General features: G+C 32.1%; 31 protein-coding genes and 1 pseudogene. 18 read left to right on the top strand and 14 right to left on the bottom strand.

Features of this window, described 5'->3' with window-relative positions; translation table 11 throughout:
* Positions 1–238 precede the first annotated feature (238 nt).
* The 3 genes from AAGG74_RS16665 to AAGG74_RS16675 all read right to left on the bottom strand — a co-directional run bounded on the left by AAGG74_RS16665 (position 239) and on the right by AAGG74_RS16675 (position 1,293).
* A complete protein-coding gene (locus tag AAGG74_RS16665) occupies positions 239–391 on the bottom strand; it encodes a hypothetical protein (protein WP_429676857.1) in 153 nt (50 codons plus the stop codon).
* A 325-nt stretch (positions 392–716) separates the two neighbouring features.
* Positions 717–914 carry a hypothetical protein gene (locus tag AAGG74_RS16670; protein WP_429676327.1) on the bottom strand — a complete coding sequence of 66 codons (198 nt, stop codon included), beginning with the start codon at positions 912–914 and terminating at the stop codon, positions 717–719.
* A gap of 40 nt (positions 915–954) precedes the next feature.
* On the bottom strand, positions 955–1,293 hold the full coding sequence (locus AAGG74_RS16675) for a hypothetical protein (RefSeq protein ID WP_429676328.1): 339 nt from the start codon (positions 1,291–1,293) through the stop codon (positions 955–957).
* 200 nt (positions 1,294–1,493) lie between these two features.
* Here AAGG74_RS16675 and AAGG74_RS16680 point away from each other — a divergent pair, with 200 nt between their 5' ends.
* The 3 genes from AAGG74_RS16680 to AAGG74_RS16690 all read left to right on the top strand — a co-directional run bounded on the left by AAGG74_RS16680 (position 1,494) and on the right by AAGG74_RS16690 (position 2,989).
* Positions 1,494–1,793: a hypothetical protein gene (locus AAGG74_RS16680; RefSeq protein ID WP_429676329.1), complete on the top strand. Its 300-nt coding sequence runs from the start codon at positions 1,494–1,496 to the stop codon at positions 1,791–1,793.
* A 100-nt stretch (positions 1,794–1,893) separates the two neighbouring features.
* The gene (locus tag AAGG74_RS16685) at positions 1,894–2,196 is read left to right on the top strand and encodes a hypothetical protein (protein ID WP_429676330.1); all 303 of its coding nucleotides are present in this window, start codon (positions 1,894–1,896) and stop codon (positions 2,194–2,196) included.
* 583 nt (positions 2,197–2,779) lie between these two features.
* Entirely contained in the window at positions 2,780–2,989 is a 210-nt protein-coding gene (locus AAGG74_RS16690) for a hypothetical protein (protein ID WP_429676331.1), read from the top strand.
* A 66-nt stretch (positions 2,990–3,055) separates the two neighbouring features.
* On the opposite strand, the gene accC is transcribed toward AAGG74_RS16690, so the two are convergent.
* The 4 genes from accC to AAGG74_RS16710 form a co-directional block, all read right to left on the bottom strand.
* Positions 3,056–4,405 (bottom strand): acetyl-CoA carboxylase biotin carboxylase subunit, encoded by a 1,350-nt coding sequence (accC, locus tag AAGG74_RS16695; protein ID WP_429676332.1) that lies wholly within the window; start codon positions 4,403–4,405, stop codon positions 3,056–3,058.
* Positions 4,405–4,908, bottom strand: coding sequence for an acetyl-CoA carboxylase biotin carboxyl carrier protein (gene accB, locus AAGG74_RS16700; protein WP_429676333.1), 504 nt, complete (start codon positions 4,906–4,908; stop codon positions 4,405–4,407). Before accB ends, accC begins: the two co-directional genes overlap by 1 nt.
* A gap of 131 nt (positions 4,909–5,039) precedes the next feature.
* Entirely contained in the window at positions 5,040–5,456 is a 417-nt protein-coding gene (locus AAGG74_RS16705) for a hypothetical protein (RefSeq protein WP_429676334.1), read from the bottom strand.
* A gap of 20 nt (positions 5,457–5,476) precedes the next feature.
* Positions 5,477–6,058 (bottom strand): hypothetical protein, encoded by a 582-nt coding sequence (locus AAGG74_RS16710; protein ID WP_429676335.1) that lies wholly within the window; start codon positions 6,056–6,058, stop codon positions 5,477–5,479.
* A gap of 213 nt (positions 6,059–6,271) precedes the next feature.
* Between AAGG74_RS16710 and AAGG74_RS16715 the strand changes: the two genes are divergently transcribed.
* The 7 genes from AAGG74_RS16715 to AAGG74_RS16745 all read left to right on the top strand — a co-directional run bounded on the left by AAGG74_RS16715 (position 6,272) and on the right by AAGG74_RS16745 (position 10,974).
* Positions 6,272–6,427: a hypothetical protein gene (locus tag AAGG74_RS16715; RefSeq protein WP_429676336.1), complete on the top strand. Its 156-nt coding sequence runs from the start codon at positions 6,272–6,274 to the stop codon at positions 6,425–6,427.
* 96 nt (positions 6,428–6,523) lie between these two features.
* A complete protein-coding gene (locus AAGG74_RS16720; RefSeq protein ID WP_429676337.1) occupies positions 6,524–6,850 on the top strand; it encodes a hypothetical protein in 327 nt (108 codons plus the stop codon).
* A gap of 333 nt (positions 6,851–7,183) precedes the next feature.
* Positions 7,184–7,486, top strand: a complete 303-nt coding sequence (locus AAGG74_RS16725) for a hypothetical protein (protein WP_429676338.1) — start codon at positions 7,184–7,186, stop codon at positions 7,484–7,486.
* Positions 7,487–7,793: 307 nt separating this feature from the next.
* On the top strand, positions 7,794–8,153 hold the full coding sequence (locus AAGG74_RS16730; RefSeq protein ID WP_429676339.1) for a hypothetical protein: 360 nt from the start codon (positions 7,794–7,796) through the stop codon (positions 8,151–8,153).
* A gap of 232 nt (positions 8,154–8,385) precedes the next feature.
* A complete protein-coding gene (gene accD / locus AAGG74_RS16735) occupies positions 8,386–9,219 on the top strand; it encodes an acetyl-CoA carboxylase, carboxyltransferase subunit beta (RefSeq protein WP_429676340.1) in 834 nt (277 codons plus the stop codon).
* Positions 9,220–9,234: 15 nt separating this feature from the next.
* Positions 9,235–10,194 carry an acetyl-CoA carboxylase carboxyl transferase subunit alpha gene (gene accA, locus AAGG74_RS16740; protein ID WP_429676341.1) on the top strand — a complete coding sequence of 320 codons (960 nt, stop codon included), beginning with the start codon at positions 9,235–9,237 and terminating at the stop codon, positions 10,192–10,194.
* Between the two features lie 93 nt (positions 10,195–10,287).
* Positions 10,288–10,974: a hypothetical protein gene (locus AAGG74_RS16745; RefSeq protein ID WP_429676342.1), complete on the top strand. Its 687-nt coding sequence runs from the start codon at positions 10,288–10,290 to the stop codon at positions 10,972–10,974.
* A 139-nt stretch (positions 10,975–11,113) separates the two neighbouring features.
* Here the strand turns inward: AAGG74_RS16745 and AAGG74_RS16750 are convergent, their stop codons facing one another.
* On the bottom strand, positions 11,114–11,548 hold the full coding sequence (locus tag AAGG74_RS16750) for a hypothetical protein (RefSeq protein WP_429676343.1): 435 nt from the start codon (positions 11,546–11,548) through the stop codon (positions 11,114–11,116).
* A gap of 149 nt (positions 11,549–11,697) precedes the next feature.
* On the opposite strand from AAGG74_RS16750, the gene AAGG74_RS16755 reads away from it, so the two are divergent.
* Positions 11,698–12,141 (top strand): Dps family protein, encoded by a 444-nt coding sequence (locus AAGG74_RS16755; RefSeq protein WP_429676344.1) that lies wholly within the window; start codon positions 11,698–11,700, stop codon positions 12,139–12,141.
* Between the two features lie 27 nt (positions 12,142–12,168).
* Here the strand turns inward: AAGG74_RS16755 and AAGG74_RS16760 are convergent, their stop codons facing one another.
* Positions 12,169–12,651, bottom strand: a complete 483-nt coding sequence (locus AAGG74_RS16760; RefSeq protein WP_429676345.1) for a hypothetical protein — start codon at positions 12,649–12,651, stop codon at positions 12,169–12,171.
* Positions 12,652–12,843: 192 nt separating this feature from the next.
* Here AAGG74_RS16760 and AAGG74_RS16765 point away from each other — a divergent pair, with 192 nt between their 5' ends.
* From AAGG74_RS16765 to AAGG74_RS16775, 3 genes and pseudogenes are all read left to right on the top strand, one after another.
* Positions 12,844–14,283, top strand: coding sequence for a hypothetical protein (locus AAGG74_RS16765; protein WP_429676346.1), 1,440 nt, complete (start codon positions 12,844–12,846; stop codon positions 14,281–14,283).
* A 1,283-nt stretch (positions 14,284–15,566) separates the two neighbouring features.
* The gene (locus tag AAGG74_RS16770) at positions 15,567–17,018 is read left to right on the top strand and encodes a hypothetical protein (RefSeq protein ID WP_429676347.1); all 1,452 of its coding nucleotides are present in this window, start codon (positions 15,567–15,569) and stop codon (positions 17,016–17,018) included.
* Between the two features lie 671 nt (positions 17,019–17,689).
* Positions 17,690–17,986: pseudogene (locus AAGG74_RS16775) on the top strand (RNA-guided endonuclease TnpB family protein); the annotation flags it as partial.
* Positions 17,987–18,477: 491 nt separating this feature from the next.
* On the opposite strand, the gene AAGG74_RS16780 reads toward AAGG74_RS16775, so the two are convergent.
* The gene (locus AAGG74_RS16780; protein WP_429676348.1) at positions 18,478–18,666 is read right to left on the bottom strand and encodes a hypothetical protein; all 189 of its coding nucleotides are present in this window, start codon (positions 18,664–18,666) and stop codon (positions 18,478–18,480) included.
* Positions 18,667–18,839: 173 nt separating this feature from the next.
* Between AAGG74_RS16780 and AAGG74_RS16785 the strand changes: the two genes are divergently transcribed.
* Positions 18,840–19,814, top strand: a complete 975-nt coding sequence (locus AAGG74_RS16785; protein ID WP_429676349.1) for a peptidylprolyl isomerase — start codon at positions 18,840–18,842, stop codon at positions 19,812–19,814.
* A 38-nt stretch (positions 19,815–19,852) separates the two neighbouring features.
* Here AAGG74_RS16785 and AAGG74_RS16790 read toward each other — a convergent pair whose 3' ends face one another.
* The 4 genes from AAGG74_RS16790 to AAGG74_RS16805 form a co-directional block, all read right to left on the bottom strand.
* On the bottom strand, positions 19,853–20,035 hold the full coding sequence (locus AAGG74_RS16790; RefSeq protein ID WP_429676350.1) for a hypothetical protein: 183 nt from the start codon (positions 20,033–20,035) through the stop codon (positions 19,853–19,855).
* Between the two features lie 127 nt (positions 20,036–20,162).
* On the bottom strand, positions 20,163–20,396 hold the full coding sequence (locus tag AAGG74_RS16795; protein WP_429676351.1) for a hypothetical protein: 234 nt from the start codon (positions 20,394–20,396) through the stop codon (positions 20,163–20,165).
* Positions 20,397–20,479: 83 nt separating this feature from the next.
* A complete protein-coding gene (locus tag AAGG74_RS16800) occupies positions 20,480–20,842 on the bottom strand; it encodes a hypothetical protein (protein ID WP_429676352.1) in 363 nt (120 codons plus the stop codon).
* 452 nt (positions 20,843–21,294) lie between these two features.
* Entirely contained in the window at positions 21,295–21,723 is a 429-nt protein-coding gene (locus tag AAGG74_RS16805; RefSeq protein ID WP_429676353.1) for a hypothetical protein, read from the bottom strand.
* Between the two features lie 133 nt (positions 21,724–21,856).
* Between AAGG74_RS16805 and AAGG74_RS16810 the strand changes: the two genes are divergently transcribed.
* The 3 genes from AAGG74_RS16810 to AAGG74_RS16820 all read left to right on the top strand — a co-directional run bounded on the left by AAGG74_RS16810 (position 21,857) and on the right by AAGG74_RS16820 (position 23,951).
* A complete protein-coding gene (locus AAGG74_RS16810) occupies positions 21,857–22,192 on the top strand; it encodes a hypothetical protein (RefSeq protein ID WP_429676354.1) in 336 nt (111 codons plus the stop codon).
* Between the two features lie 127 nt (positions 22,193–22,319).
* Positions 22,320–23,105: a nucleotidyltransferase domain-containing protein gene (locus AAGG74_RS16815; protein WP_429676858.1), complete on the top strand. Its 786-nt coding sequence runs from the start codon at positions 22,320–22,322 to the stop codon at positions 23,103–23,105.
* A gap of 342 nt (positions 23,106–23,447) precedes the next feature.
* On the top strand, positions 23,448–23,951 hold the full coding sequence (locus tag AAGG74_RS16820; protein WP_429676355.1) for a helix-turn-helix transcriptional regulator: 504 nt from the start codon (positions 23,448–23,450) through the stop codon (positions 23,949–23,951).
* Positions 23,952–23,990 lie beyond the last annotated feature (39 nt).

A 23,990-nucleotide genomic window follows, 5' to 3' on the forward strand; every position in this document is an offset into this window, starting at 1 on the left:
AGTCTATTTATTTTTCATAGTACATACAGGCTTTTGTATTTTTGTGTTCAAACACTACCATTATACTAAGATCCTCTAAGTAGTATTGCCCTCTGTATGGCTTTTTCACTTCAGGGCGACTCTCATTAATGATGTCATAAATAATGTCATATTAATAACTTTTACGCCGATTCCTTCTTTAAGCAAGAGATTTAAATTGACGCCTTATGCCGTTTTAAGACCTTCAAGTCTGCCTCTCTTAGTATCTTTGTTTTAGCACTAGGTCTAGCGCCTCTCTTCTCTTTTTAACACAAGCGCCCCCCTTAGATTCCTTGGCTAAAATATCTATACTTCCCCCACTGACACTTTTTTGACGTTTTAGAAATGTCATACCTTCTTCAATAATTCCTATATGATCTCACGTGTGAGACAACTTTTATTACAAAGTCAAACTATTCTACGGCGGAAATGTGGAACTAATGCATAAAAAAAGGGCGTAAAGCCCTCTTCTGTTATATATTTTAAGTTATCCACTTATCTACTAATGGCATTAACTCATTAACATCTTCTGTCGCTTTAATAGGTAAGTTGAAACAGCAACACATATCCGATGGAAAATTTACCGAAAAACACTCTGTACGAAAACAGCGTTTATTTACTAATTTTTCTTAATTTCCCGCGGTCAAGAACCATTGGTTTCTGCACGATTAGGAACCTAATTTTCGTAAATATTCAATTTAATATTTTCGGATTGCTTCTTGATGATCATTTGGATAATCAATATATTGACCATCCTCCCATAAGACCACAAATTTTTCATCTTCAATCTTTTTTAGTTCTCCTTTAGTTTCTTCTGGATCACCATACCAAGTAACTGTTTCTCCCACCTTAAAATATGTACCAGTATCATTGTCAAACCAATCATTCTTCGCCATTTTCTTCTCTCCTTTAACTTAAGTTTAGTCTTAAAAATCATTAAATCAAATCGTAAGATCTTAGATTTAATAACTCCTCATTTAACCTGTCTTTTTCTTTTTTCAATACATCAATACAAATTTGATATTCAACTTGTGATATTCCCAATTCTAATTCTTTAATATTTTTTTCAAGTTCAATGATATCTTTCTTATTTTTCTCAAAGAATTCATTTAATTTTTGGATTGCATCTTTTTGGTTCAAAACTTGACCTACACTTTTATTTTTAACATATAGGGTTTTTCTAGGTGAGATTAAACCGTATTTTTCTATACGACCCACTGTCTTCCCATCTAAAATTATATCCCAATTATCTTCATATTGTTTTACAACCTTCAAAAATATAACCTCCTTTTCTTTTACAAACATTATAATATATTTTTAAAAAAATTGATAAAACAAATCCTAAATTCACTCTAAGATCAAGTAAACATTCATTTATTAGATTTATTTTAGCATTTCTTCAAAAATATTTGACTTCTTTTTATTTCAAGATATAACTTCTTATATTTTGATTTTCAAAAGGAGGAAAATACTTTATGCAACACAAAAAGATACAAGAACTTTATGATCGTTTTCCTGATAAATATAAACCATTAGCAAAATTTATATCTCATTACTTAGAATCGATTGACACTTCCATAGATTATCACCGTAGGCTTACTGCTATGAATGCACTGTGCGGCATCAAACCAAACAGCAAAGAAGAAGCCGCTTATCTTGCAACAATTACGGAACTAAAACAATTGTTAATCAAAGAACTCGAAAAAACTGCCGAAGAAGTAGAGCATATTGGAGATAAAAACTGGCCAAAGCATTATAAAGATGGCTTAAGCTAGTAAAAAACAAGTGACCTACTTGTTTTTTAATTCTTCTCTTCTTTTTTTATTGACTTCGATAATATAATTCCTTCATATCACATACAAGGAGTGTATTAATTTGAGGAAATCAACAAAATCCTTTACCAAAGAAATTGTTTTCAACGGTCTCATCTACCCCACAACCGTCAACCTCTCTTATGAAAATGTCACAGATGTTAAAGTTAAAGTAGACATCGAACTTCCTGATACAAATCAAAAAGATCTTAAAAGAACAATATCAGGTGAAGATTTATTCAACGAACGTCAATTAACCACAAAAGCTGTAACTTATATGATTTTAGAACTCATACAACATTCATCATCCAGCAGTCAATTCGAAACCGACTTAATGAAAGAATTAGATGGTACACTATCTTTTTAATTTTTAAAAAAAGTGTGAATTGCATTTCATTGGAGATATGTTATAATCTGTTTATAACGATGCTGTACACATTGTATAGCATATTAAAAAACTAGGGTGTTGGTAGCACCCCGGTAAAAAGTTGCCTATGAGCCATCTGCTCATAAGTAATTCATTATAGACCTATCCCTTCAGGCTTTCAATCTCAAGGGAGGTCTATTTTTCGTTTCCAATTAACAACAAACAAGACTTGGGAACTTTATCCTAGAGGTTATTTCTAATCCAAATAAATTGTTAATTTATATTATAACGATCTTGAGAAGATTTCAGCAAAACACGGCCTATGGATTCAAGAAGACCCATTAGCTAAGTGGTACCACCATACTTGATGGCCGCAATAACCAAACCGTGTTCTCTAATCTTTCCTTCAATAAAGAAAATCTGATGTATGTTGTTGATGTCCTAACAAAGCAATACAAATAATCTAAACAAGAGCAGCACTACTATGCAGCTGCTTTTTTATTTTTTTCACATATTTTGCGAAAATCGCATTATTATATATTCAGTTTATTTGGAAACAAATTAGGAGAGGAATGATTTTAAAATGGAAAAGAAGATTACTGATTTTTTACAAGAACTCGAAAAATTATCTATTCAATATGGAATTTGGATCGAAAAAGATGCTAAAGGTGTAACTACATTAGTTGACGACAATATTAACACTATTGCCACTGATTTAACTTTTGACGGAGACAAGCAATTATATACAGCCAAATTAGCTGAAGATGGATCAACCTTAATGCATTTAGGTTAGTTTTTCACCTTACATACATTTAAATAAACAAACAGTGTAATCTATGATTACACTGTTTTCTATTATTCATCTATTTTCGATTTTATGTTTCTCTAAAAATTTGGTATCAAATTCTCCAGACTTAAATAGCGCATTATCCATTAATCGCAAATGAAAAGGAATCGTTGTTTTAACTCCATCAATCACAAATTCTTCAAGAGCTCTTTTCATTTTTGCTATTGCCTCTTCCCTATCTTTTCCGTGAACAATTAACTTGCCTATCATCGAGTCATAAAATGGAGAGACTTTATATCCACTATAGCAAAAACCATCAACTCTTACGCCATTACCACCGGGCGGCAAGTACATTTCAATTGAACCTGGCGAAGGAATAAAGTTTTTCGCTGGGTTTTCGGCATTAATACGGCATTCAATAGCGTGTCCCTCAATTTTCACTTCTGATTGACGGATAGACAATCTATTTCCATACGCCACAGATATTTGTTCCTTAATGAGATCCACACCTGTAATCATTTCTGTAACTGGGTGCTCCACTTGAATTCGCGTATTCATCTCCATAAAATAGAAATCACCAGTTTTATCTAACAGAAATTCGATCGTTCCAGCTCCGTGATAATTAACTGCCTTAGCGGCCTTCACAGCCGCTTCCCCCATTTGTCTTCTTAATCCTTCATACAGAGCTGGCGATGGCGCTTCCTCCACCAGCTTCTGGTGTCTTCTCTGAATCGAACAATCACGCTCACCCAGATAAATCACATTCCCGTGCTTATCAGCCATAATTTGAATTTCAATATGTCTAGGAGATCCAACATATTTTTCTAGATAAACTCCCGCATTACCGAAAGCTGCTTCCGCTTCTTTCTGTGCTTGTGCAATTGATTTTTTCAATTCTTCAATATCATTTGCCACACGCATCCCTTTACCTCCACCACCAGCTGTAGCTTTGATAATAACCGGAAAACCGATCTCTTTTGAAACTTTAATAGCTTCCTCAATATCCGTAATGATGTCTTCTGTTCCAGGCACAATCGGAACATTTGCTTGTTTCATTGTATTTCTTGCTTCGTTTTTGTCTCCCATTTTTCTGATTGCATCCGAATGCGGTCCAATGAATGTAATGCCACAGTTCTCACACAACTCCGCAAAATCAGCATTCTCAGATAAAAATCCATAACCAGGATGAATTGCTTCGGATCCTGTTAATGTTCCGACTGAAATGATATTTGTCACATTGAGATAACTATCTTTAGATGAAGTAGGCCCTATGCAGTATGCCTCATCTGCTAATTGAACGTGCATCGATTCTTTATCAGCTTCTGAATAAACTGCTACTGTTTCGATACCTAATTCTTTGCAAGCCCGAATAATCCGAACTGCAATTTCACCTCTATTAGCAATTAAAATTTTACTAAACATTATATTGCTCCTCCATTCAAACTAATTGAGAATAAAGGTTGTCCGAATTCCACAAGTTGCCCGTTCTCCGCTAAAACTTCAACTATCTCTCCGTCTACCTCAGCTTGTATTTCATTGAATAACTTCATTGCTTCAACAATGCATACAACAGACTGTTTATTTACCTTTGAACCGACAGAAACATAATTATCTACTTCTGGACTAGGACTAGCATAAAACGTACCTACCATAGGCGATGTAACTTGATACAGATTTTCTTTCAAATTAGATTGGACTTCTTCTTTTTTTTCAACGACAACTTGTCTCTCACTATCAGTTTTTTGTTCCGGAACATAAACAACAGGCGATGTTTTGGTACGTTCTGTTTTTCCTTCTACTAATTCGGATACTTTTTTTATTTTAATTTCTGTTTGCCCTTTTTTTAATGAAAACTCCTCGATTTTTTCACTATTATTTATTACACCAATTAATTCTTTAATTTGTTCAAATTCCAAAAGAAACAACTCCTAATATTTGTTTTTATTTTAGATATTATATATTTGCATATGAACGTTTTTAAAGGTAAAACAATGCAGTTTTATAAAAAAACACAGGAATTCCTGTGTTTTTCATACTTATATATTTTTATAAACTTTTATTGTTCACAAGCTAAGTATCTTTGGAAAAATGGTAAGTCAAACATATTTTTGACGCCTTCAGGACATTCTGCATCATAGTGCAATCCATCGGAATAAACCCAACAATGATAACCTCTAATTTCATCAGTTAATTTCTCAACAGTCAAAGGATAAGGTGGCATAGAATCATACACTTTCAGCCATTTCTTAACCCATTTGTCTTGTTCATCTCCATTCCATCCATCTAATCCTTCCCTTTCTTCAACGAAATGATCATTTGACAATATTTCAACTGTACCATTAAAACGATACTCAATTTCTTCAGCAAAATCATTGCACAAACCACAATTAATTTCTTCATAATTATTTGCTAATCCGTTTTTTATATATTCGCTCCTTAATTCTCTTATTAATACAGTTATGTCTTGTTTCATTATGTTTTTTTAGATCCCCTTTACTTATTCAGTTTGTCTTTTTGGTATTCCTCTTCTGTAGCAATATCATCGAAGTATAGGTTTTCTAAATATTCATCGGAAGAATTCAAGAAATAAACTTTAAGTTCGTCCATTAATCTAGACGCCTCCCACTGTTCCTTTCCATCTATAATGCGTTTTTTTATCTCTCCATTTTTAATTCCAGTTTGATATTCTTCTTCAGTAGCAACATCGTCAAAGAAGCGATTATTCAGTTCTTTTTCTGATGAATTAACTACCCATCCTTCAAATTCTCTAGATAGTCTCACATTATCCCATTCACCCATCACTTCAATGACTCGGCGTTGAATGTTTGTAATTTGTTTCTCTTTAACAATTGGAATAAAACGCTCTCCATCAAAAGCTGCTACTTCAGTAAGAAACTCTCCATCCCCACAATCAGATGTCTTTCCACAACTTTTGCAATTCACTTCAGCATAGAAGCTTGTTTTACCGACCTTATATGCACCTGTCAATACAACGTTTTCGCTATGACAATTCCCACAATCTAAATGGCTTATGCTCGCAAATTCTTCACAAATATCCATAGCTTTTATTAACATATTAATCATCCTTTTCTTTTGGTTTTACATATTCTAATAGGACAACTCAGGTTTTTTGAAAAAAAACAAAAAAATGTTGACCTTAATATTAATTTCTTTTTCCTCCTGTTGGATCCCTTACAATTATCATTTAGAAAACAGAACAATAAAAAACGCAAATTTTCTTCCAATATTTTATTTTTTATTTACACTGTCCCCAGAGGAGGTGTTTGTATGAAAAAATATCTTTTAGGTCTTGCTACTGGCATTACAGTAACTGTATTAAGCGCTAAATACAAAGAACAAATCCAAACATTTTGCGATTCTTTACTGTGCGATTGCGAAGATTGCAATGAAAAATGCGGTTTCCGCTGCAAGAAAAAAAATTAATCCATCATTAAGATGGATTTTTTTCTTTGTTGCGATGTTTTTTCACTCCAAATAATCATATAATACGGACAGTCTTTTCTAAAAAAGGAGATTTAAATGGATCATACCAATTCAATTAAAAACATAATGCTAAAATATATTGAAGACATTTCAAGATCCAATCATTATGACTTTTTATATGATGACGAGGATGGGAAATTGTTATGCCAGATTATCTATCGCGATAATGACGGATCAATTTTAGCAACTCCTCTCTCATTTTATTTATTGATCAATCAAATAGATGATAGCGGTGAGATCATTTATTATCACTCCAAAGGCGAATTCAAAAGACAGAAATTTTCTATATACAAACAAGAAAGCTTAGTGAATATTCTTTTGTTTATACAAGAGCGCCTTAATATGAACTCAACAAATCGATAGTTTGTCATTCATTCCACGACTGAAGTCACAAGGTGTTCTGTTGAACTTATGATAAAACTTAGGTGAAGACAGATGGATTCGTAAAGTATTTAGTAAACATTCAAAAATATTTATTTTTTTGACATTCCATTTGTTTCAAAGGAAAATTTATGTTATTTTTAAAAAGTGAATATTTTTCTTTTTCAAATGCTCTATCCTTCTATTTCCCCTTAATTTTTTTAAGGGGCTTTTTTTATTGTCCCTCTCATTAGCGTTTATATTTTTTCTGGATTTTTTTCTTCTATTAATTTTTATCTCATATAATAATAAAAAAAGGATAGGAGCGATCTCTTTATGTTATTTAATGAATTTTTCTTGAGCAAAGTAGCGTTTCAAGCTGGCTACACAAATGTTTACTATAATGAGATGAAAAACAACGAAAATGAATTAGCCACACCTTCTAATTGGGTTACCGACTCAACAGTTGTGTCAGATTTCGCATTCGCCAATCAAATGGAATTTGTTGAAACAAAAGAAGGTGATTTCTTTCAACTTATTGATGAAGATTTATCACAATTCCTCACAACTTTTTCTACAGAAATAGAAAATGCAAAAAATATGACAGTTGATGATCTTTTAAGAGAAAAGGTAGAATAAGATCAAAATAAAAATCCTAGAAAGGCCAAATACATATGTTTTATTTATTTGGAATTGTCATTGGCATCATTTTTTTAGGCGTTTTTACTTATGGTTTCTTCAGTACAAAAAAACGTTTTGAAAAATTTGTTTTTGGCTTACTTCTATTTGTCACCTGTTTATCAATATTAGTTGATTCTTCTTGCTTTATTTATTATGTTTGGAACCACTATGGTTAGGAAAAATTATATATTTTCATAAACACGGTTACCCTACATATTTAAAGGAATCAACAATCAATTAAATATAAATGAAAGCGAGCGATACTATGAATGAACAATATGTAGTAAGAGGGAAAAGCACAGGAGAAAACGGAAATCCAATAGATCTACTGTTCAGCCCTCCCCCGCTTTCCTTAGAAGGAAAAGAAATTGTTTTCACTTCTTTGAGGGAAGCTGAGAAATTCACTCAAAAACATAATGAGCACAAATTAATTGTTCACAAATTAAATAATGATTTACAATGTTACTATCTTACAGATGTAGATGATAAGGTTCTAAAAGTTTTCGAAGAAAAAAATATAAAACTCGCTATTGAAAAATGCAAGGAATATCTCGAGAAATACCATTTCGACATAGACAGCGGCTTTAGCTGCGAAGAAATAGGGTCGGGTTGCTTTTATCTCTAACACTTCGTTAACGGAGGTAACTTATTTAGCCATTAAAATAAACTGTATTACAATCTAACACATAATTCATTTATAACATTCTAAGAACCATTTCATATGGTTCTTTTTATTACGTTTTTAATCAATTCCACCGTTTCAGTCCTCTTTCCTTACTTATCCCACAAAGGTTTTCGCACTTTTTTTTCGAACCGTAAAAGTGGATTATCATTCATTTTTATCGAGGAGCATTTTTATGTTTAAAAAGTATATTAAAGATACAACCAAGACTGTTAAATCAAAGATTATTGATAGTATTCCAAAGGGTACATTTGAAAAATGTCCTTCTTGCAATACCATCAAAACTGCTAAAGAATTACGAAACAACTTCTTTATTTGTCCGGAATGTAACGCTCATATTCCTATCTCAGCAAATCTACGAATTGATTACTTAATTGATCCAGGAACGTTTAAAGAATATGATGCTAAACTTTCATCTTCAGATCCTTTAGAATTTCAAGGCTATAAAGAAAAGATCAAACAAGACATTAAGAAAACCAAAATGAATGAAGCAGTTAAAACCGGAGAAGGAACAATAAACGGATCCCCTGCTGTTATCGCAGTTATGGACTCGAATTTCCGAATGGGAAGTATGGGTTCAGTAGTTGGCGAAAAAATTACACGAGCAATAGAAAAAGCCATTGAGAAAAAGTACCCCATCATTATTTTTACCGCTTCTGGCGGAGCGAGAATGCAAGAAGGTGTACTCAGTTTAATGCAGATGGCAAAGACGAGTGCCGCTTTAGAAAAATTGAATCAAGAAGGCCTACTATTTATCTCATACTTAACCCATCCGACTACCGGTGGTGTGTCCGCCAGCTTTGCTTCATTAGGAGACATCAATATCGCTGAACCAAATGCAACGATTGGATTTGCCGGCAGACGTATTATTGAGCAAACAATCAGAGAGGATCTTCCCGATGATTTTCAGACAGCAGAGTTTTTATTAGAAAAAGGCCAGTTAGATTTGATCGTACATCGAAAAGAAATGAAAAACACATTATCTAAAATCTTAAAAATTCATTCTTAATAAGGGGTATTTGTTTTGAGTAAATCTAAAGAGAAAAACACTATTCAAGAACTTGAACAATTAGAGCAAAAAATCACCGAATTAGAGGGTATTTCAAAAGAACAAAATTTAGACTTATCAGATGACATTTTCGCTTTAAAACAAAAATTAGAAGCACTAAAGAAAAATTCTCAAGAAAGCCTATCTTCTTGGGATAAAGTTCAATTGGCGAGACATATTGAAAGACCTACTACTCTTGATTATATTCAACACTTAATAACCGATTTCACTGAGCTGCACGGCGATAGATTGTACGGAGATGATGAAGCAATAATTGGAGGAATTGGTTTGTTCGATGGCATACCAGTTACTGTTATTGGCCACCAAAAAGGAAAAACAACAAAAGAAAACATCAGAAGAAACTTTGGTATGCCTCACCCCGAAGGATATAGAAAAGCACTTAGGTTAATGCAACAAGCAAATAAATTTAATCGGCCAATCATTTGTTTTATTAACACAGCCGGAGCCTATCCTGGGAAAGAAGCCGAAGAACGAGGACAGTCGGAAGCAATTGCTCGTAATTTGCGCGAGATGTCAGGTTTCAGTGTTCCGATTATATGTATTGTAATTGGTGAAGGAGGAAGCGGTGGAGCATTAGGACTTGGTGTTGGAAATCATATTTATATGTTAGAAAACACATACTATAGTGTCATCTCCCCCGAAGGAGCCGCTTCCCTTCTTTGGAAAGATTCCAACAAAGCGCAAATCGCAGCTGAATCCCTAAAGCTAACTCCTGACCATTTACTTGAATTAGGAATCATCGACGGAATCATACAGGAACCATTGGGGGGAGCTCACAAAAACGTCGGACTTCAATCCGAATACATTAAACATAAAATATCATCATCAATCATCGAACTTTCAAAAATGGGCAAAGAAGATATTATCAAACACAGATATAACAAGTTTAGAGCAATAGGTTCGATTGTCGTATAATCATAAAGACTCCGTTTTTTGGAGTCTTTTTCTTTGTTAAGCTATCCTTAGTGTATAATTTAGAAAAACAAAAGCAACAAAAGGAGACCTAGAGTGAAAGACACCATAGAAAACCTCTTTAAAACATTTGATCTCAATTTATTTTTAAAAGAAAATTTTGATTTGAATTCTATAGAAGTTCCAGAAGAAATGCCTAAGTTTTGGGTGGATATTCCGACTTCCGATAATTGGGATCCATTAGGATTTACAAAAGAGCTTACTTTACGCGATGCATATATAAAAAAAGGAATGTTCGGTTTTGTTTCTTGGAAATGGATTAACCCATTTGCCGAATGGTTAAACGGAAGAAAGTGTTTAGAATTAATGGCTGGACGCGGTTGGCTTTCCTACGCTTTAAGTTTAAAAGACATTAATATAATCGCAACAGACAATTTTTCTTGGCACGAACATCACTCTAAATGGAATGATACATTAGTTGATATCGAGAAAATAGATGCTGTAAAAGCTGTCGAAAAATACGCTTCTCAAGTCGATGTAGTTATAATTAGTTGGCCGTACAAAGGAAGCGAAACTTATAATTCTTTAAAAACACTCAATAAATTTAATCCTGACGCACTATTTGTATTCATCGGTGAGCAAGATGAAGGTGTTTGTGCAGATAAAGAGTTCTTTAACCATCTCAAAGAAATAGAAGATGAAGACTTTTTAGCAGTGAAACAAAATTTCCAAAGCTGGAAAGGCATATACGATCGTATCATTTTAGGAAAGTATATAAATTAAATAAAGAAACACACTTCTCAATTGAAGTGTGTTTCTTTATTTACTACCATTAAGAGTATAATTCTTTAATATTGGCTAATTTCGTAAAGATTGTTGTTTTGCAAAAAAATATTAAAAAAAGTACTCTGATTCGAGCACCCTACAATTTTATATAGTCAATAATTTCAATGTCTTCAATTCTAGCCTTAACTTGACCGATATGTTTGAAAGTATCAAACGCAGATGGTTTTTTTATGTTAATCTTTTCGTTCTTCAATTCATCTCGATGTAATTTTATATATTCCCTCCAGTCTACACTATTATCATCAGGTAATAGTAACTCCTTCCTAACAGAAACTCTAATGATCGCATTATCATTATAACGAAGGTATGTACCTAAATTATATCGGCTACCCGCTAAATAAACATATCCATTTTCTGAATCCAACCAATTGCTGTCGGTTCTTTCGAAACCCTTTTCCCATATTTGCTTCGCATTTTCTAGACTCGTAGCGTGTAATAACAGCAATTTATCTGATGGATCAGCTTCATAGAATTTCTTCCAATTACCATCTACTTCTACACACTTAGACAACAATGGACACCTCCATAGATTTTTCTAAATTATATCAGAAAGCAACAAGGTTTGTGAAAACAGCGTAAATATTATTTATTGTTTTTTCTCAATTTTTATGATTATAGATTATACTCTTAACACGTTTTCTAAATACGAGGTGATGTTTTGTGTCTAAAGAATTACACTCTTTTTTAAACCAACAAGTAGCAAATTTTGCAGTTTTAACTGAAAAGCTCCATCATTATCATTTCTACGTTAGAGGGAATTCGTTTTTCACTCTTCATAACGAATTAAGAGAAGAATTCAAATACTCTTTTGGTTTAGTTGATGATTTTGCAGAGCGTTTGATGCAAGTTGGAGGTAAACCAGTAACTTCTCTAAAAGAGTATTTGGAGTTAACAACTCTTAAAGAAGATCAAAAAGAAGCGAAAGATGCTCAAAGTATGGTTGAATCTGTAGTCAAAGATTATACTCAACTTGTGCAAGAATTAAAAAAAGGCATCGAATTAGCGGACGCTGCTAATGATCCTGCTTCAGAAGACTTCTTTGTCGGCATTATTACTTATTTCGAAGACCGCATCTGGCAATTTAATTCTTTCTTAGATAAATAAGAGGCTCTTAAGCCTCTTATTTTTTTATCATTGATATCGTTTGATTAAATCATCAATATTATTAACTGCCGTAGATGGAAGATAATCATAAATTCTCCACTCTTTATTTTCTTTTTTGAAGAAGTAGTAATAACTTGCATCTGAATCTAAATTTGAACCTTTCCCTTCTGTAACCATATGTTCATCCACATAAACAACTCCGATATTGTTTTGTTTTTTAACGACTTTAAAATTAGAAAATTTAACACTTGTCTTTCCTGATTCAATATTTTTGTTTTTTATTAGAAAACTGACGTAATTAAAATATGGAGAATTTTTATAAGCCACATTTTTAAGATTGTCTAATTTATTTGTTTCTCTTATTTTTTTCACTTGATTTATTAAATCTTTAAAAGATTCTTTAGAAACATCTTTTTCTCTAGTGGAATGTTGATCATTACTCGTTATATGAGTACATCCGGCCAATAGTAAAAATCCTGAAACCAGACTGAAAATTAATCTCTTTCCCAAACATAACACCCTCTTTCTCTAAAAATCATATTTCAATTTTTTTATTATATATATAAATAAAAAAATTTTATTTTATTTCTTCTATTTTTTTCTTAATATGTTGCCCTTATTCCTTCCCTAGTCTCTATATTAACAATTATCGTTGTGATACAATCAATTTATAGATACATCAAAGATAATGGTGGTGATTATATGAAGAATAAATTACCAAAGTACTTCATAATGCAAATATGGAACAGTTTTACTGAAAAACTGAATTATCTTGATAAAGATCCTTTATATTATTGCAAAGACGTTGAAAACGAAGTTTCTTTAGTACAACGAGTATTTGACAGTTCATTTGGAAACGAAAACGCAAATATACAGGAAACTTTAAGATATAATCGTAAAAGAATAAATCAAACTAAAAAACGCTGGGTTAAAAGCGCAATAAAAGACTATAAATCCCCATCCTCCAAAAAACCCAAGGAGTTACTCGCTGAATATGAATTTTTTAAAGATTATTTTTCTAAATTTGGAGCACCGTCTTTAAAAGACACGTACCAAAAAGAAACTCCTGAAGAAATCATTTCTGATCGGATAGAAGAACTCAAAAAATGGAGTGAAGACAAAAACAGTTTGCTATCAAATTACCGCTATATCAGGTCTAAAACCAAAACACAAATTGAAAAGATAATTTTCGATGATTTACTCATTTTAATCGGCGATACAATTATGAAAAAATACGATGGTAAAGTGCAGAATATGATTATTGAAGAACCTAGCACATTTGTTGACTATCCGATTTTTTCAAATAATCGAGGAAAATTACAACTTTCAAACGAAGAAATCAAAGAAGATGAAGGAGATTATTATTACAATGATTATGCCCCAAGTAATAAATATACATTGAGGACTCTAGTGCCTAAAATGTATGCTGACGGAAAAAATCTTGTGGGAATATTAGACGACACAGATAGAGAAATATTCTCCCAAGTAATGAAACAAAGAAGCGGGATATTTGCCACCCAAAGAAGAATCTTCGTTAGCATAGGCCAAATCGTGAAAAACTCGTTTAAATCAGACGGCATTGAAAATTATAAACTTGTTGAATCAAGAATTTATAAAATGTTTAATATGAGATTTAAAATCCAGAGAACAGAAAATTCAATTGGCTTCGGTATTTTCGACTATGTCAACATTGATTACGAAAATGGATGGACCGCAGAAATCACAATAAATGATACAATACACCAAGAGTACTTAAAAAAACAAACTATCCGAATGTACAAAGATGTTTTAAAAAACCTTGAATTACCAATATCCAAGAGCTTAATTTTCATATTACAAAAAGAACGTTTTTTATGTCATTCAGAGCAACAATCTTATGTTCAAGAATATCCGTATTCCTTTTTTACACATAAACTTCGGTTTAAAAGCCGCAGCAAAGGAGAAAACTTTAAAATACTTGCTGCTGCATTAGATGAGATTAAACATCATAAAGTTGCTGTCAAAGATTTTAAATTTAACGGTGATACTATCCAGATTGAATATATAGAAGTAACACAATATGAAATAGAAGATTTAATACATTCATCGTGGCAAATCGAACAAGATTTCAATCCCTCTTCTTTCTTAGAAACTAGCATTTAACACCCTGCTTTTAAGTAGGGTGTTTTTTTAATCTTGAAATTGTGACCAATTTTCCGTAGCAACATTTCATTTTATCTTCCTTTTATGCACAAAAAAGTTCCACTATCCCAGCAAAAATAAATTTTAATTCATTTTTTAAGTATGCCTATTCCGTAGTTCTTATTTTTTTGTGGCCAGTTTTCCGTAGTTAGTTACTTTTTTTCGGCTCATCACTTTTTCTTATTGTTTATTTGGCTCCCTTAATTAATGACTTGCTTATATTCCATTTTTTTGTGACCAATACTCCGTAGTTAAACGCACATCCTTAAATCCTCTTACAGTTATTATCAATTTTTCGTTAAAACTGTGACCGAAATTCCGTAGGAACAATTATTAGATTATTTGTGACCAATTTTCCGTAGCATTTTTTTTGACTTCCCTTTTAATTTAAAATATTTTATGTGACCAATACTCCGTAGTTAAATTTAAATGTTAATTTGTGACCAGTTTTCCGTAGAGAGATTGTAAACTTTCTGAACAAAAAACTTATTTTGTGACCTTTTCTCCGTAGAAAGAAAGATTATTTAGGAACACTTTTTACATTGCTCTGTTGTGACCAATTTTCCGTTGTAAACCGGCCCCTATATTAGGTGTTCATTTAAATTTTTGTGACCAATTTTCCGTTGTTGAATAATCTTGTGACCAATTTTCCGTTGTAAACTAAAATTATTATTTCATTCTGTTATTTGTGACCACTCTTCCGTAGTTAGTTTTTATCTCCAGCATCTTTTTTGTGACCTATTCTCCGTAGGAACTTTTAGATTGTGACCCATTCTCCGTAGAAACATTCTTCATATTCATATTTAAACTTTCCCTCCATTATTGTGACCACTCTTCCGTAGTTAAATTGATTTTTTTTAAATGTTTAGTATGTGATTTAACTTAATTTGTGACCGCTCTTCCGTAGTTTTTATAACTAGTTGTTTTATTTTATTATTTCGTGACCAAATTTCCGTAGTAAAACTAATTTTGTTTCCACTTATCCGTAGTAAGATTTTGAAATTTTTTTTAGAAACTTATCCACATCCCTTTATTCATAAGGTAAATGCAGTTCTAATTATAAATTTGTGACCAATACTCCGTAGTTTTTTTTCTTGTTCATTACGCATTTCAAGAAGATTTGTGACCAGTTTTCCGTAGTTTTCTTTCTATTTACACAATGAATGTCGAAATCTATACTCAGAACATACATAACTCTACACATAGCAACTTTCATATATTTTAAGAGAAAGGAGATGAACCAGATGATATTCGAAGAAACTTATCAATACTTATTACACAACGTATCTTCTACTGAATTTGATGTATGTTTGTATTCCCTATTACATACAGACTGGGATGGGACTATTCAAGCGCCTATTTCTCTTATTGCATCTAAATCCGGCACTAAAATAAAATATTTGAAACAAATCATTAAACGTTTCACTTCTTATAAACGCCGATATGTATTTGTTCCTGTTAATACAGACGAAGGCACAAAATATAAATTTAATTTAGGTCCCACACGTAATCTGGGCTTTAACAATAAGACTGATCGTTACTGCAAAAAATATACGTTCTTTTACGAAAATGCTTTCAAAGAACTTTCAATCAATGCAAAACGTTTATTGTTAATGGCTGCTTTTCGAATGTCCACAGACAAGAATGAGTCTGTATATTTTGATTACAATGATATCGTTCCTTCTAAATACTCATCTGGTATCCCTTTCTTCACAAAAGGCCGTTTAATGGATGCAATAGAAGAGATCCAAACATCTGATCTGAACTCTATTGTATCTGTATCTTGGAGCAGCAACATCTTTACAAGAAAACCTAATGTTCTTTTTCAATTTAAAAAAGGAACATTAGATAGTTATCTCAACAACCATACAGAAAGATATCTTCTTCGTAAGAAGATTTTTCAATCTGGTTTCCAAGGACACCTTGGTGACCAATTTTGTATTGAGATCGAAAAGATTGGTAAGTATTTATATAATTCCCTTTTGCGTTCTGAAAAAAATAACGCTTCTAAGGGCTCTATTTGTGATGGGAAAGACGAGATGTTAAGTTTAGCTCGTTTTATTTATAATACGGCCATTGCAAGATTAGCCAAGTCACTACATTCAAACAAGCATTTTTTAGATGATCCTAAACAAGCTGCTGCATATTTTAGCAAGATTGTTTACGACATTTCTTTAGATGAAATGGCCAAATATGCTCATCAATCTGAAAGTATTAAATCATTACTCGACAACGATTATTTGCACAAAACAATATCAGAAAATTACGAAGGGGGAAATGCTGGTTTTATAGCCATTGATAAACACGTCACCCCTATCCGAGAAAAATATAAACTGACTAAACATATCTATTCTACGTTAAAAAATTGGTGCGAAGAATGGATTATTTCTCGTGTTAAATCTACTGTAGACGATTTTAAAGTGCTTTCTGGCCCTTCTAGCGAGGAAGTTATAGATGGCATTAAACAAAAACGAGGCTGGACCGATCATACCGCGGAAAACGCTAAAAAGTATATAAATGATCTCAAGCAATTTGCATATGAACAGTTGAACATTTTGACAAATCAGCTATCTATACTCGGAAACAAAGCAATAAATAAGGACAAGAGGACCAACATATTGAAAGAAGCTAAAGAAGCCATCAGTTCTTATTTTGCAATACAAACTGACAGCTTGAATTTTTTAACAAATGAATAAACAAAGGAAAACACTGGCAACTTAGCGAGTGTACTTTGTGTTGCTTTATTTTTAAAAACGTTATTATCTCTTATATCAAATGGATCCTAATCAAATTTACAATCCCCGATTTCGATAAAAAAAGAGCCAAAAAATTATTATGAGCTCTTTTTTTTGTGCTTATTAAGTCTGTGAATTGTAATTTTGATTTTGTTATTTGCTATTTTAGTTAGTGAATATAGAATCATTACTTGGTTATTGCATTTAATTTAAGTGATTAGCATCTTTTATGTTGTTATTAAGCAATTTGATACCGTGAGTCATAATTTCTTTCTTCTCTTTTCCCCCCTCTTTTGCTTCACATCAAGGCTCACGCTCATTTTTTGTTGAAGGTACTTAATTATTGTTCTTAAATAAGGGTATAAATATTATTCTTAATAAGATTATGAAAAAAGGAGATAAATCTCACACTCTATTTCTATTCATAAACTAATAAAAATATTCCAATGTTTTTTCAATTATTGTGATATGGACGTCAAAATAATTATCTCATTCATCTATCAGACATAATTATTTTCGCCTTTTCACTACAAACTAATTCTTAAGAAAACTTATATGTTTATAAACCTTTCTAAAGTACTCCACCAGCACAAGGGCCTGGCTCATATTCTCCATTCGTTTAAAATCCAAATGTAAAGAACCGAAAGTTGTCTAAAGCTATTTCTGATGTCTCTTGGAGCGAGTTTGTCTCAATGCTGACATACAAAGCTGAATGGTACGGGAAAAGCCTCGTCAAAATTGATAAATGGTTTCCTTCTAGTCAGATTTGCAGCAACTGTGGCCATCAAGATGGACCAAAACCACTTAACATCAGGACCTGGACTTGTAATAATTGTGGCTGTACTCACGATCGTGATATCAACGCTGCAATGAATATAAAAAACGAAGGTTTAAGACTTATTGCCGGAGGAAGCAACAGTGTAGCCTGATAAAATAACTAAGACCTATGGCCAAAAGGAAAACCGATTGGCTAAGTCTGGTGTTCTCAGGAATCTCGGTACTTTAGTGCCGAGTAGTTCCAGGATTATTATATTACTTTCTTAAAATTGTATAAAAAAACAAGGATAATTAGTTTATCCTTGCTCCCAGTATCTATTTTGTTTGATAAGTTGTAATGTCAATAAAATTTTGTTTGGAAAAGGTGTAATGTAAACAAGATTTTGTGAAATACTATGTAATGCAAATAGCTCTAAACTTAGTGTTGCGCGAATTGTCTATTTATGTTTTTTTTGTTAATGATTGATTCATTTGCAAATCGGTCATCTTTTGTACATAAGAAATAGTGTTAATACAAATAAATCGGTTACTGTTAGTGTTTGTTAGTGTTAGTAATAAGAAAATTCATTTTTGTTATTAAACAAAATTGATTTTTAAAATTAGAATTGCAAGACAGGCTTTCATCAATCCACAGGTTGCTCCGTTACTCCTGAGATATAGCGTAAATCTTTTCCGACTCCTTCATATGCTTTAGAGCCGTTTTCATACCATCTACTTTGTTTATTATTCTTTGTTTTTCTTCCCCTATCCTACCTTCTTTTAAAGATAGAAGATAATCAATGGATTTTTCCAACCAGGAAATTTGTTCGATCCACATTTCTTTGTAATCCAATTTTACCTGCCCTCCTTTTATGTTTTAATATTAACATATATTTTTCCGGAAAAATATTTATTTTTAAAAAATATATGTTTTTTAAAAAAATAAATTATATAGCATCTTTTCTTTTGTCGGTTTTTGAAATATATTTTATAAGAATTTAAAAGAGTTAGGAGAATAAACCAACTATGAAAAAGGCAATAGTAGCTTTAACTTTAGGTGTTTCAATCATCGGTTTATCAGCTTGTTCTGTCGGTGGAAACACAATTGTAAAAACGGACTCCGGAAGTATTACAAAAGACGATTTCTATAAAGAGTTATCTTCAAGCAGCACAGGAGCTCAAGTATTAGAAAATATGATTGAGAAAAAGGTTCTTGAAGAAAATTATAAAATTTCTGATAAAGATGTCGAGGCAAAATTAAAAGAAGTAAAAGCTCAATTTTCATCTGATAACGATTTTAAATCAGCGTTAGAAAGTAACGGTCTCAAAAATGTAGATGCTTTAAAAGATCAAATCAAGCTTTCTTTATTGCAAGTAAAAGCTGTTACTGATGGAGTAAAAGCTTCAGACACGCAACTCAAAAAATATTATGAAGAAAACATCGATAAATTCTTAACAATTAAAGCATCACATATACTCGTTGCTGATGAAGCTACTGCGAAAAAACTAAAAGCAGAATTAGACAAAGGTGCAGATTTTTCTAAGCTTGCAAAAGAAAATTCCACCGATACAGCAACTGCTTCTAACGGCGGAGATTTAGGCGAATTCACTAAATCTGATATGTTGAAAGAATTCTCGAATGCAGCATTTTCTTTAAAAGTTAACGAAATCAGCAATCCTGTTAAAACTGATTATGGCTATCACATTATTAAAGTAACCAAGAGAACCCAAAAGACGCTTGAGAAAAACAAAGATGAAATCAAAGAGGCCTACAAACTTGCTCACGCAAATGCATATGCCGATGTCATTAAAAAACTCAAAAAGAAATCCAATGTATCCATCAAAGACGAAGATCTCAAAGATGCAGTTGACAATCTACTCTCTTCTTCATCTGCTACATCGGCAAGCAGCACTGGCAGTGCAGCAACCGGTACTTCTTCAAGTACAACATCAGGTTCCACATCCAATTCAACAAGCACTAGCACATCATCAAGCAAATAATAAAAAAAGAGCTTATCTAATGTGATAGGCTCTTTTTATTAAATTTTATTTTTAATTTTGTCGTTGTCGTACACTTCTTTAACTTCCTCAAATAACAATGTTATTTCTTTTTCGCCTTCAGGTGAAATAACCTTAAGATCGACTGTTCTTTCCTCATCATTGATATTGTAAAATACATCAGCACCATCATCATCGTCAAACTTTATCCAATTCTTTTGCATATATCTCACCTTTTTCTTCTTATTTGTATTGTTTAAAGATGTATAAAATGAATTATACAGAATAATTGACGCGCCAGTCAAATTTTGTCTTAGATACATAACCGATCCCGTCTCCTGCCGGGGAAGTTCACCTTAATACTTTAAAACCCCACTTTTCCAATACATTTTTTTTGTATTGTTCAGAGATGTTTTGGACAAACTCAGGAAATTGAGACAAGTATTCAAACAATGCGTATTCTTGATTTTCAATGTCAGAACTTCTTCCTTCCGATAACTGAAGGGCTTCAAAAAACGCCTCATCTAATGTCATCATTCTCGCTTCTTTGTCCATTTCGTGTTTAATTCTAATATTCTTTTCCATTTTCAAAACTTCCTTCCTCTTCTATATAACACTTTTTTGGATAAAATGACAGACTTTCGGGGGTAGTCTTAAATAAATCGGAATTATATTTTTTTAAAAGCTTGAGACAAGCTAATATTCATTTGTTGTCCATTAAATCTTCCTTCAAGAACTTCTACTAGAATTGACCCATCTTCAAATTTATCAACGACTTTCACTTTCTTATTTCTAATTTCTTTCTTTAAATATTCGGCGTTTTTCAATAAATATACCTCGCCAATCTCAATTGCAAATTCTTCTTTTTTTATACCGGATTCATCAATCGTTTCTTTTATAAGGTCCCAATAACCATTATTAATAAGATTATTTTCCAAAGACTCAACCAATTTATCAAGAGTTTCTATTTCAACACAGGAAATCCCCTTCTTAATTAGTTCATCATCGATATCTCTTCTCAAATCAATCATTTTAAATCCTCCAATTCCTTGTTTTATAGATAATATCATTTTCCATCAAAAAAGGAGAAAATAATAAAAAAAGCAGCTTTCTTTGCCGCTCTTTTTCTTCTATAAACTTGACCATCATCATACCAATTTTTGAAAATTTTAAATGTCTACAGTTTTCTGGTAAAATGCCCTTTTTTTCTCCACTCTTTTACGTATTTTTTGTCTGAAGTCTTCTTTATTATTTCTCGAACAAAAAAGTATGGGGAAAAAATAAGGATGATTAACCAAAATAAATATCGTTGGTAAAAAAAGAATTCCCAACCATCAGAAAAGCCGAAATCATACGTCTTTGTAAAGGGGTCATATGCACAAAAAAACAAAGTAATGATTCCGAACAGTAGATAACCGACACATATGAATGCAATCATAAATAACTTCCTTTAATCTGTTTTTTAGATTTTTCAATTCGATTTTTACTCATCATCATCTTCTTCAAGTTTATGCTCTTCAAAAAATCCTTCTATTTGCTCTACGAATTTTAAAGGTATACCGTGTTTTATTAAAACATCTTTCCAGTCCTCAAGTGGAGATACTCCCCCATCCAAAAAATCTGTACCAATTTGAATTCTTAATGGATCGGAGTATATTTTTATCCCCTTTTCTTCTTTGTAGAACTTAGCCAAAAGTGGTCCATCAGGATAACCAGAATAATTTGGAGTGAAAATCTCGCAATGTTCTACCTCAGAATTAATTTCTGAAGCAAAATAAAACAGTCCTTCTCCAAAAATTCTTAATCTTTTCATTGATGGGTACTTTAGATTTAGTTTTTTCAATAATTCAAGTCTCTGAATTTTTCTTTGTAATTCACTTATTTCTTTATTGAGCTCTTTTTCTAAATCCAAAACAAATAGCCACCTTTCTTGTTAATATTTTTATTGGGCATTTTATTCTCAACACCTAATCCAATTATAAGCAGGATAATCTAACTTTTATAAAAAAGTTTGTTATAACAAAAAATGAATTAGAGGTGCTTCGATGTCAATAAAATTTAAAGAAAAGTTGTTTAACGCTTTAGAAAAAACAGCTGCAAATAAAAATTATGATTTCGTTATTCATTCAGACAGTGAATCAAAAGGAAAAGTTTTTATTATGGATGGATTCGTTACTCTTTTATCTTTCACATACGCTTTCTCGCATAGAAGTTTCACTTTAACTTTTTATGAGAAAGGCCAAGAACCAGTAATGGGTAAACCCCTATTATCTTTAAGTGTAGAAGAAGTAATTTTCACAGATAATAATAAGATTACGGAGTTACTTAATAATGTCCAAAAATACTTAGACCAATCATCTCACTCACTAAAAACTGCATAAATGACATTTAAAAAAGAAGGACATTCGATTCTTCTTTTTTAGTTTTTCAAATACTAAAGATTTTTTAAACTTTCCAATTAATAGAGTTATAATGTTAAAAAAAGAAAGAGGTATAAATCCTATGCATATCCGCGAAACGATAAAAATCAAATTAAAAGAAATCGAAGAAAATTATAGAGTGAAGATCTTATATGCCTGCGAATCAGGAAGCAGAGCCTGGGGATTCCCTTCCAAGGATAGTGACTATGATGTAAGATTCATTTATGTCCACCATCCAGATGATTATCTAGTGATTGATCCGATGGGAGTTGGAACTAAAAGAGATGTGATCGAACTTCCTATCAACGATATGTTAGATATCAATGGTTGGGAACTAACAAAGGCACTCAAACTATTTAGAAAAGGAAACCCTCCCCTTCTCGAATGGATGAACTCTAATATTGTTTATTATCATAACTATTCCACCCTCAAACAAATGAAAGGTTTAATTCCGGAAATTTTTTCACCGGTCTCAGCCATTTATCATTATTTAAATATGGCCAAGAATAATTTTCGGGTATATCTTCAAAGCGATGAAGTCAAAATCAAGAAATATTTCTATGTGTTACGTCCGGTTCTAGCTTCAAAATGGATAGAACAATACAACGAATTTCCTCCATTGGAATTCAAGGCCCTTCTAGAACGACTAATACCTGAAGGAGATTTAAAAAAAGAAATTACAACATTATATAAGAGAAAAATTGCTGGCGATGAATTTGATTCAGAACCGAGGATCCAAATCATTAACGACTTTTTGGATACCGAGATTGAAAGGCTTCAAAACTATGCGAAAAGCGTTAAATCGAAAGTTGAAAATCCAACAGAAAAATTAAACATTATATTCAAATCAACCTTACAAGAGGTTTGGAGATGAAAAAAGGATGATCTTTCATAAAAAATTCTGATGCCTTTGATGCAATCAATGATTCTTACGTATCTGTTTTTAGCGCTTCCCCAACCGAAGAACAAGTTAGATCAATTTTTTTAAAAATCCCTCTAGATATTAAGCAAACAGCAATACAATGGGGTTGGTACGATACGGTTGTAAGCGATAAAGTGTATAACTTTTTAAAGTCAAAAAAATAAATTCTTGTTTGTAAATTTAAGTCGGAGACAATTTGTTCTCCGATCTTTTTATTTCTTGGTTGCAAAACTTTCAGATAGTGGTATCATAAAAGATGCAACGGTAACACAAAAGATGCAAAGAGGTGTTTTTATGAATTCAAATATTAAGGTAATGAATATAGAAGAGATTATGGATATACCAAAAGATTATTACATTGTCAGCGAGCCGAAATTAAACATTACTAAGGCTATTAAGGAAGAGCTGGACAATAAAAATCTTTCTATCCGAGGATTAGCCAAATGCCTGGGTATGAAACACCCTCAAATTATCAGAGTACTGGGGGCTAATAACTATAAAATCGATACATTAGCAAAAATAATTAAAGGCTTAGAAATGGAATTAATCATCCAAACAGATGAAAAAGAAGAAATTCGTTTCGACGATGACTTCAAAGCACAAATAGCTTATACAGTCGAAAAGCAACGTAAACATAAAGACCTTTCTCAAAGCGATTTAGCATTGAAATCAGGACTTCACCGTCCTCAGATCGCTAAGATAACAAACTGCAAAGGCTATACCATCGATACTTTGCTAAAAACTTTAAATGCATTAAATCTTGATCTTCTTTTAGATTCAAAGGTCAAATCTTCCTAATGCAAAAGTGATAGGTACTTTTTACAAACAAAAAAGATC

Source organism: Bacillus mexicanus (assembly GCF_050445615.1).
GTDB classification, from domain to species: Bacteria; Bacillota; Bacilli; order Bacillales; family Bacillaceae; genus Bacillus; species Bacillus mexicanus.

Coding starts and splice junctions, on each gene's coding strand:
- AAGG74_RS16670 (WP_429676327.1), bottom strand. CDS start 914: ATGGCGAAGAATGATTGGTTTGACAATGATACTGGTACATATTTTAAG.
- AAGG74_RS16680 (WP_429676329.1), top strand. CDS start 1,494: ATGCAACACAAAAAGATACAAGAACTTTATGATCGTTTTCCTGATAAA.
- AAGG74_RS16710 (WP_429676335.1), bottom strand. CDS start 6,058: ATGTTAATAAAAGCTATGGATATTTGTGAAGAATTTGCGAGCATAAGC.
- AAGG74_RS16785 (WP_429676349.1), top strand. CDS start 18,840: ATGAAAAAGGCAATAGTAGCTTTAACTTTAGGTGTTTCAATCATCGGT.
- AAGG74_RS16730 (WP_429676339.1), top strand. CDS start 7,794: ATGAATGAACAATATGTAGTAAGAGGGAAAAGCACAGGAGAAAACGGA.
- AAGG74_RS16790 (WP_429676350.1), bottom strand. CDS start 20,035: ATGCAAAAGAATTGGATAAAGTTTGACGATGATGATGGTGCTGATGTA.
- AAGG74_RS16770 (WP_429676347.1), top strand. CDS start 15,567: ATGATATTCGAAGAAACTTATCAATACTTATTACACAACGTATCTTCT.
- AAGG74_RS16715 (WP_429676336.1), top strand. CDS start 6,272: ATGAAAAAATATCTTTTAGGTCTTGCTACTGGCATTACAGTAACTGTA.
- AAGG74_RS16820 (WP_429676355.1), top strand. CDS start 23,448: ATGAATTCAAATATTAAGGTAATGAATATAGAAGAGATTATGGATATA.
- AAGG74_RS16800 (WP_429676352.1), bottom strand. CDS start 20,842: ATGATTGATTTGAGAAGAGATATCGATGATGAACTAATTAAGAAGGGG.
- AAGG74_RS16705 (WP_429676334.1), bottom strand. CDS start 5,456: ATGAAACAAGACATAACTGTATTAATAAGAGAATTAAGGAGCGAATAT.
- AAGG74_RS16810 (WP_429676354.1), top strand. CDS start 21,857: ATGTCAATAAAATTTAAAGAAAAGTTGTTTAACGCTTTAGAAAAAACA.
- AAGG74_RS16795 (WP_429676351.1), bottom strand. CDS start 20,396: ATGGAAAAGAATATTAGAATTAAACACGAAATGGACAAAGAAGCGAGA.
- AAGG74_RS16690 (WP_429676331.1), top strand. CDS start 2,780: ATGGAAAAGAAGATTACTGATTTTTTACAAGAACTCGAAAAATTATCT.
- accD (WP_429676340.1), top strand. CDS start 8,386: ATGTTTAAAAAGTATATTAAAGATACAACCAAGACTGTTAAATCAAAG.
- AAGG74_RS16720 (WP_429676337.1), top strand. CDS start 6,524: ATGGATCATACCAATTCAATTAAAAACATAATGCTAAAATATATTGAA.
- AAGG74_RS16725 (WP_429676338.1), top strand. CDS start 7,184: ATGTTATTTAATGAATTTTTCTTGAGCAAAGTAGCGTTTCAAGCTGGC.
- AAGG74_RS16765 (WP_429676346.1), top strand. CDS start 12,844: ATGAAGAATAAATTACCAAAGTACTTCATAATGCAAATATGGAACAGT.
- accC (WP_429676332.1), bottom strand. CDS start 4,405: ATGTTTAGTAAAATTTTAATTGCTAATAGAGGTGAAATTGCAGTTCGG.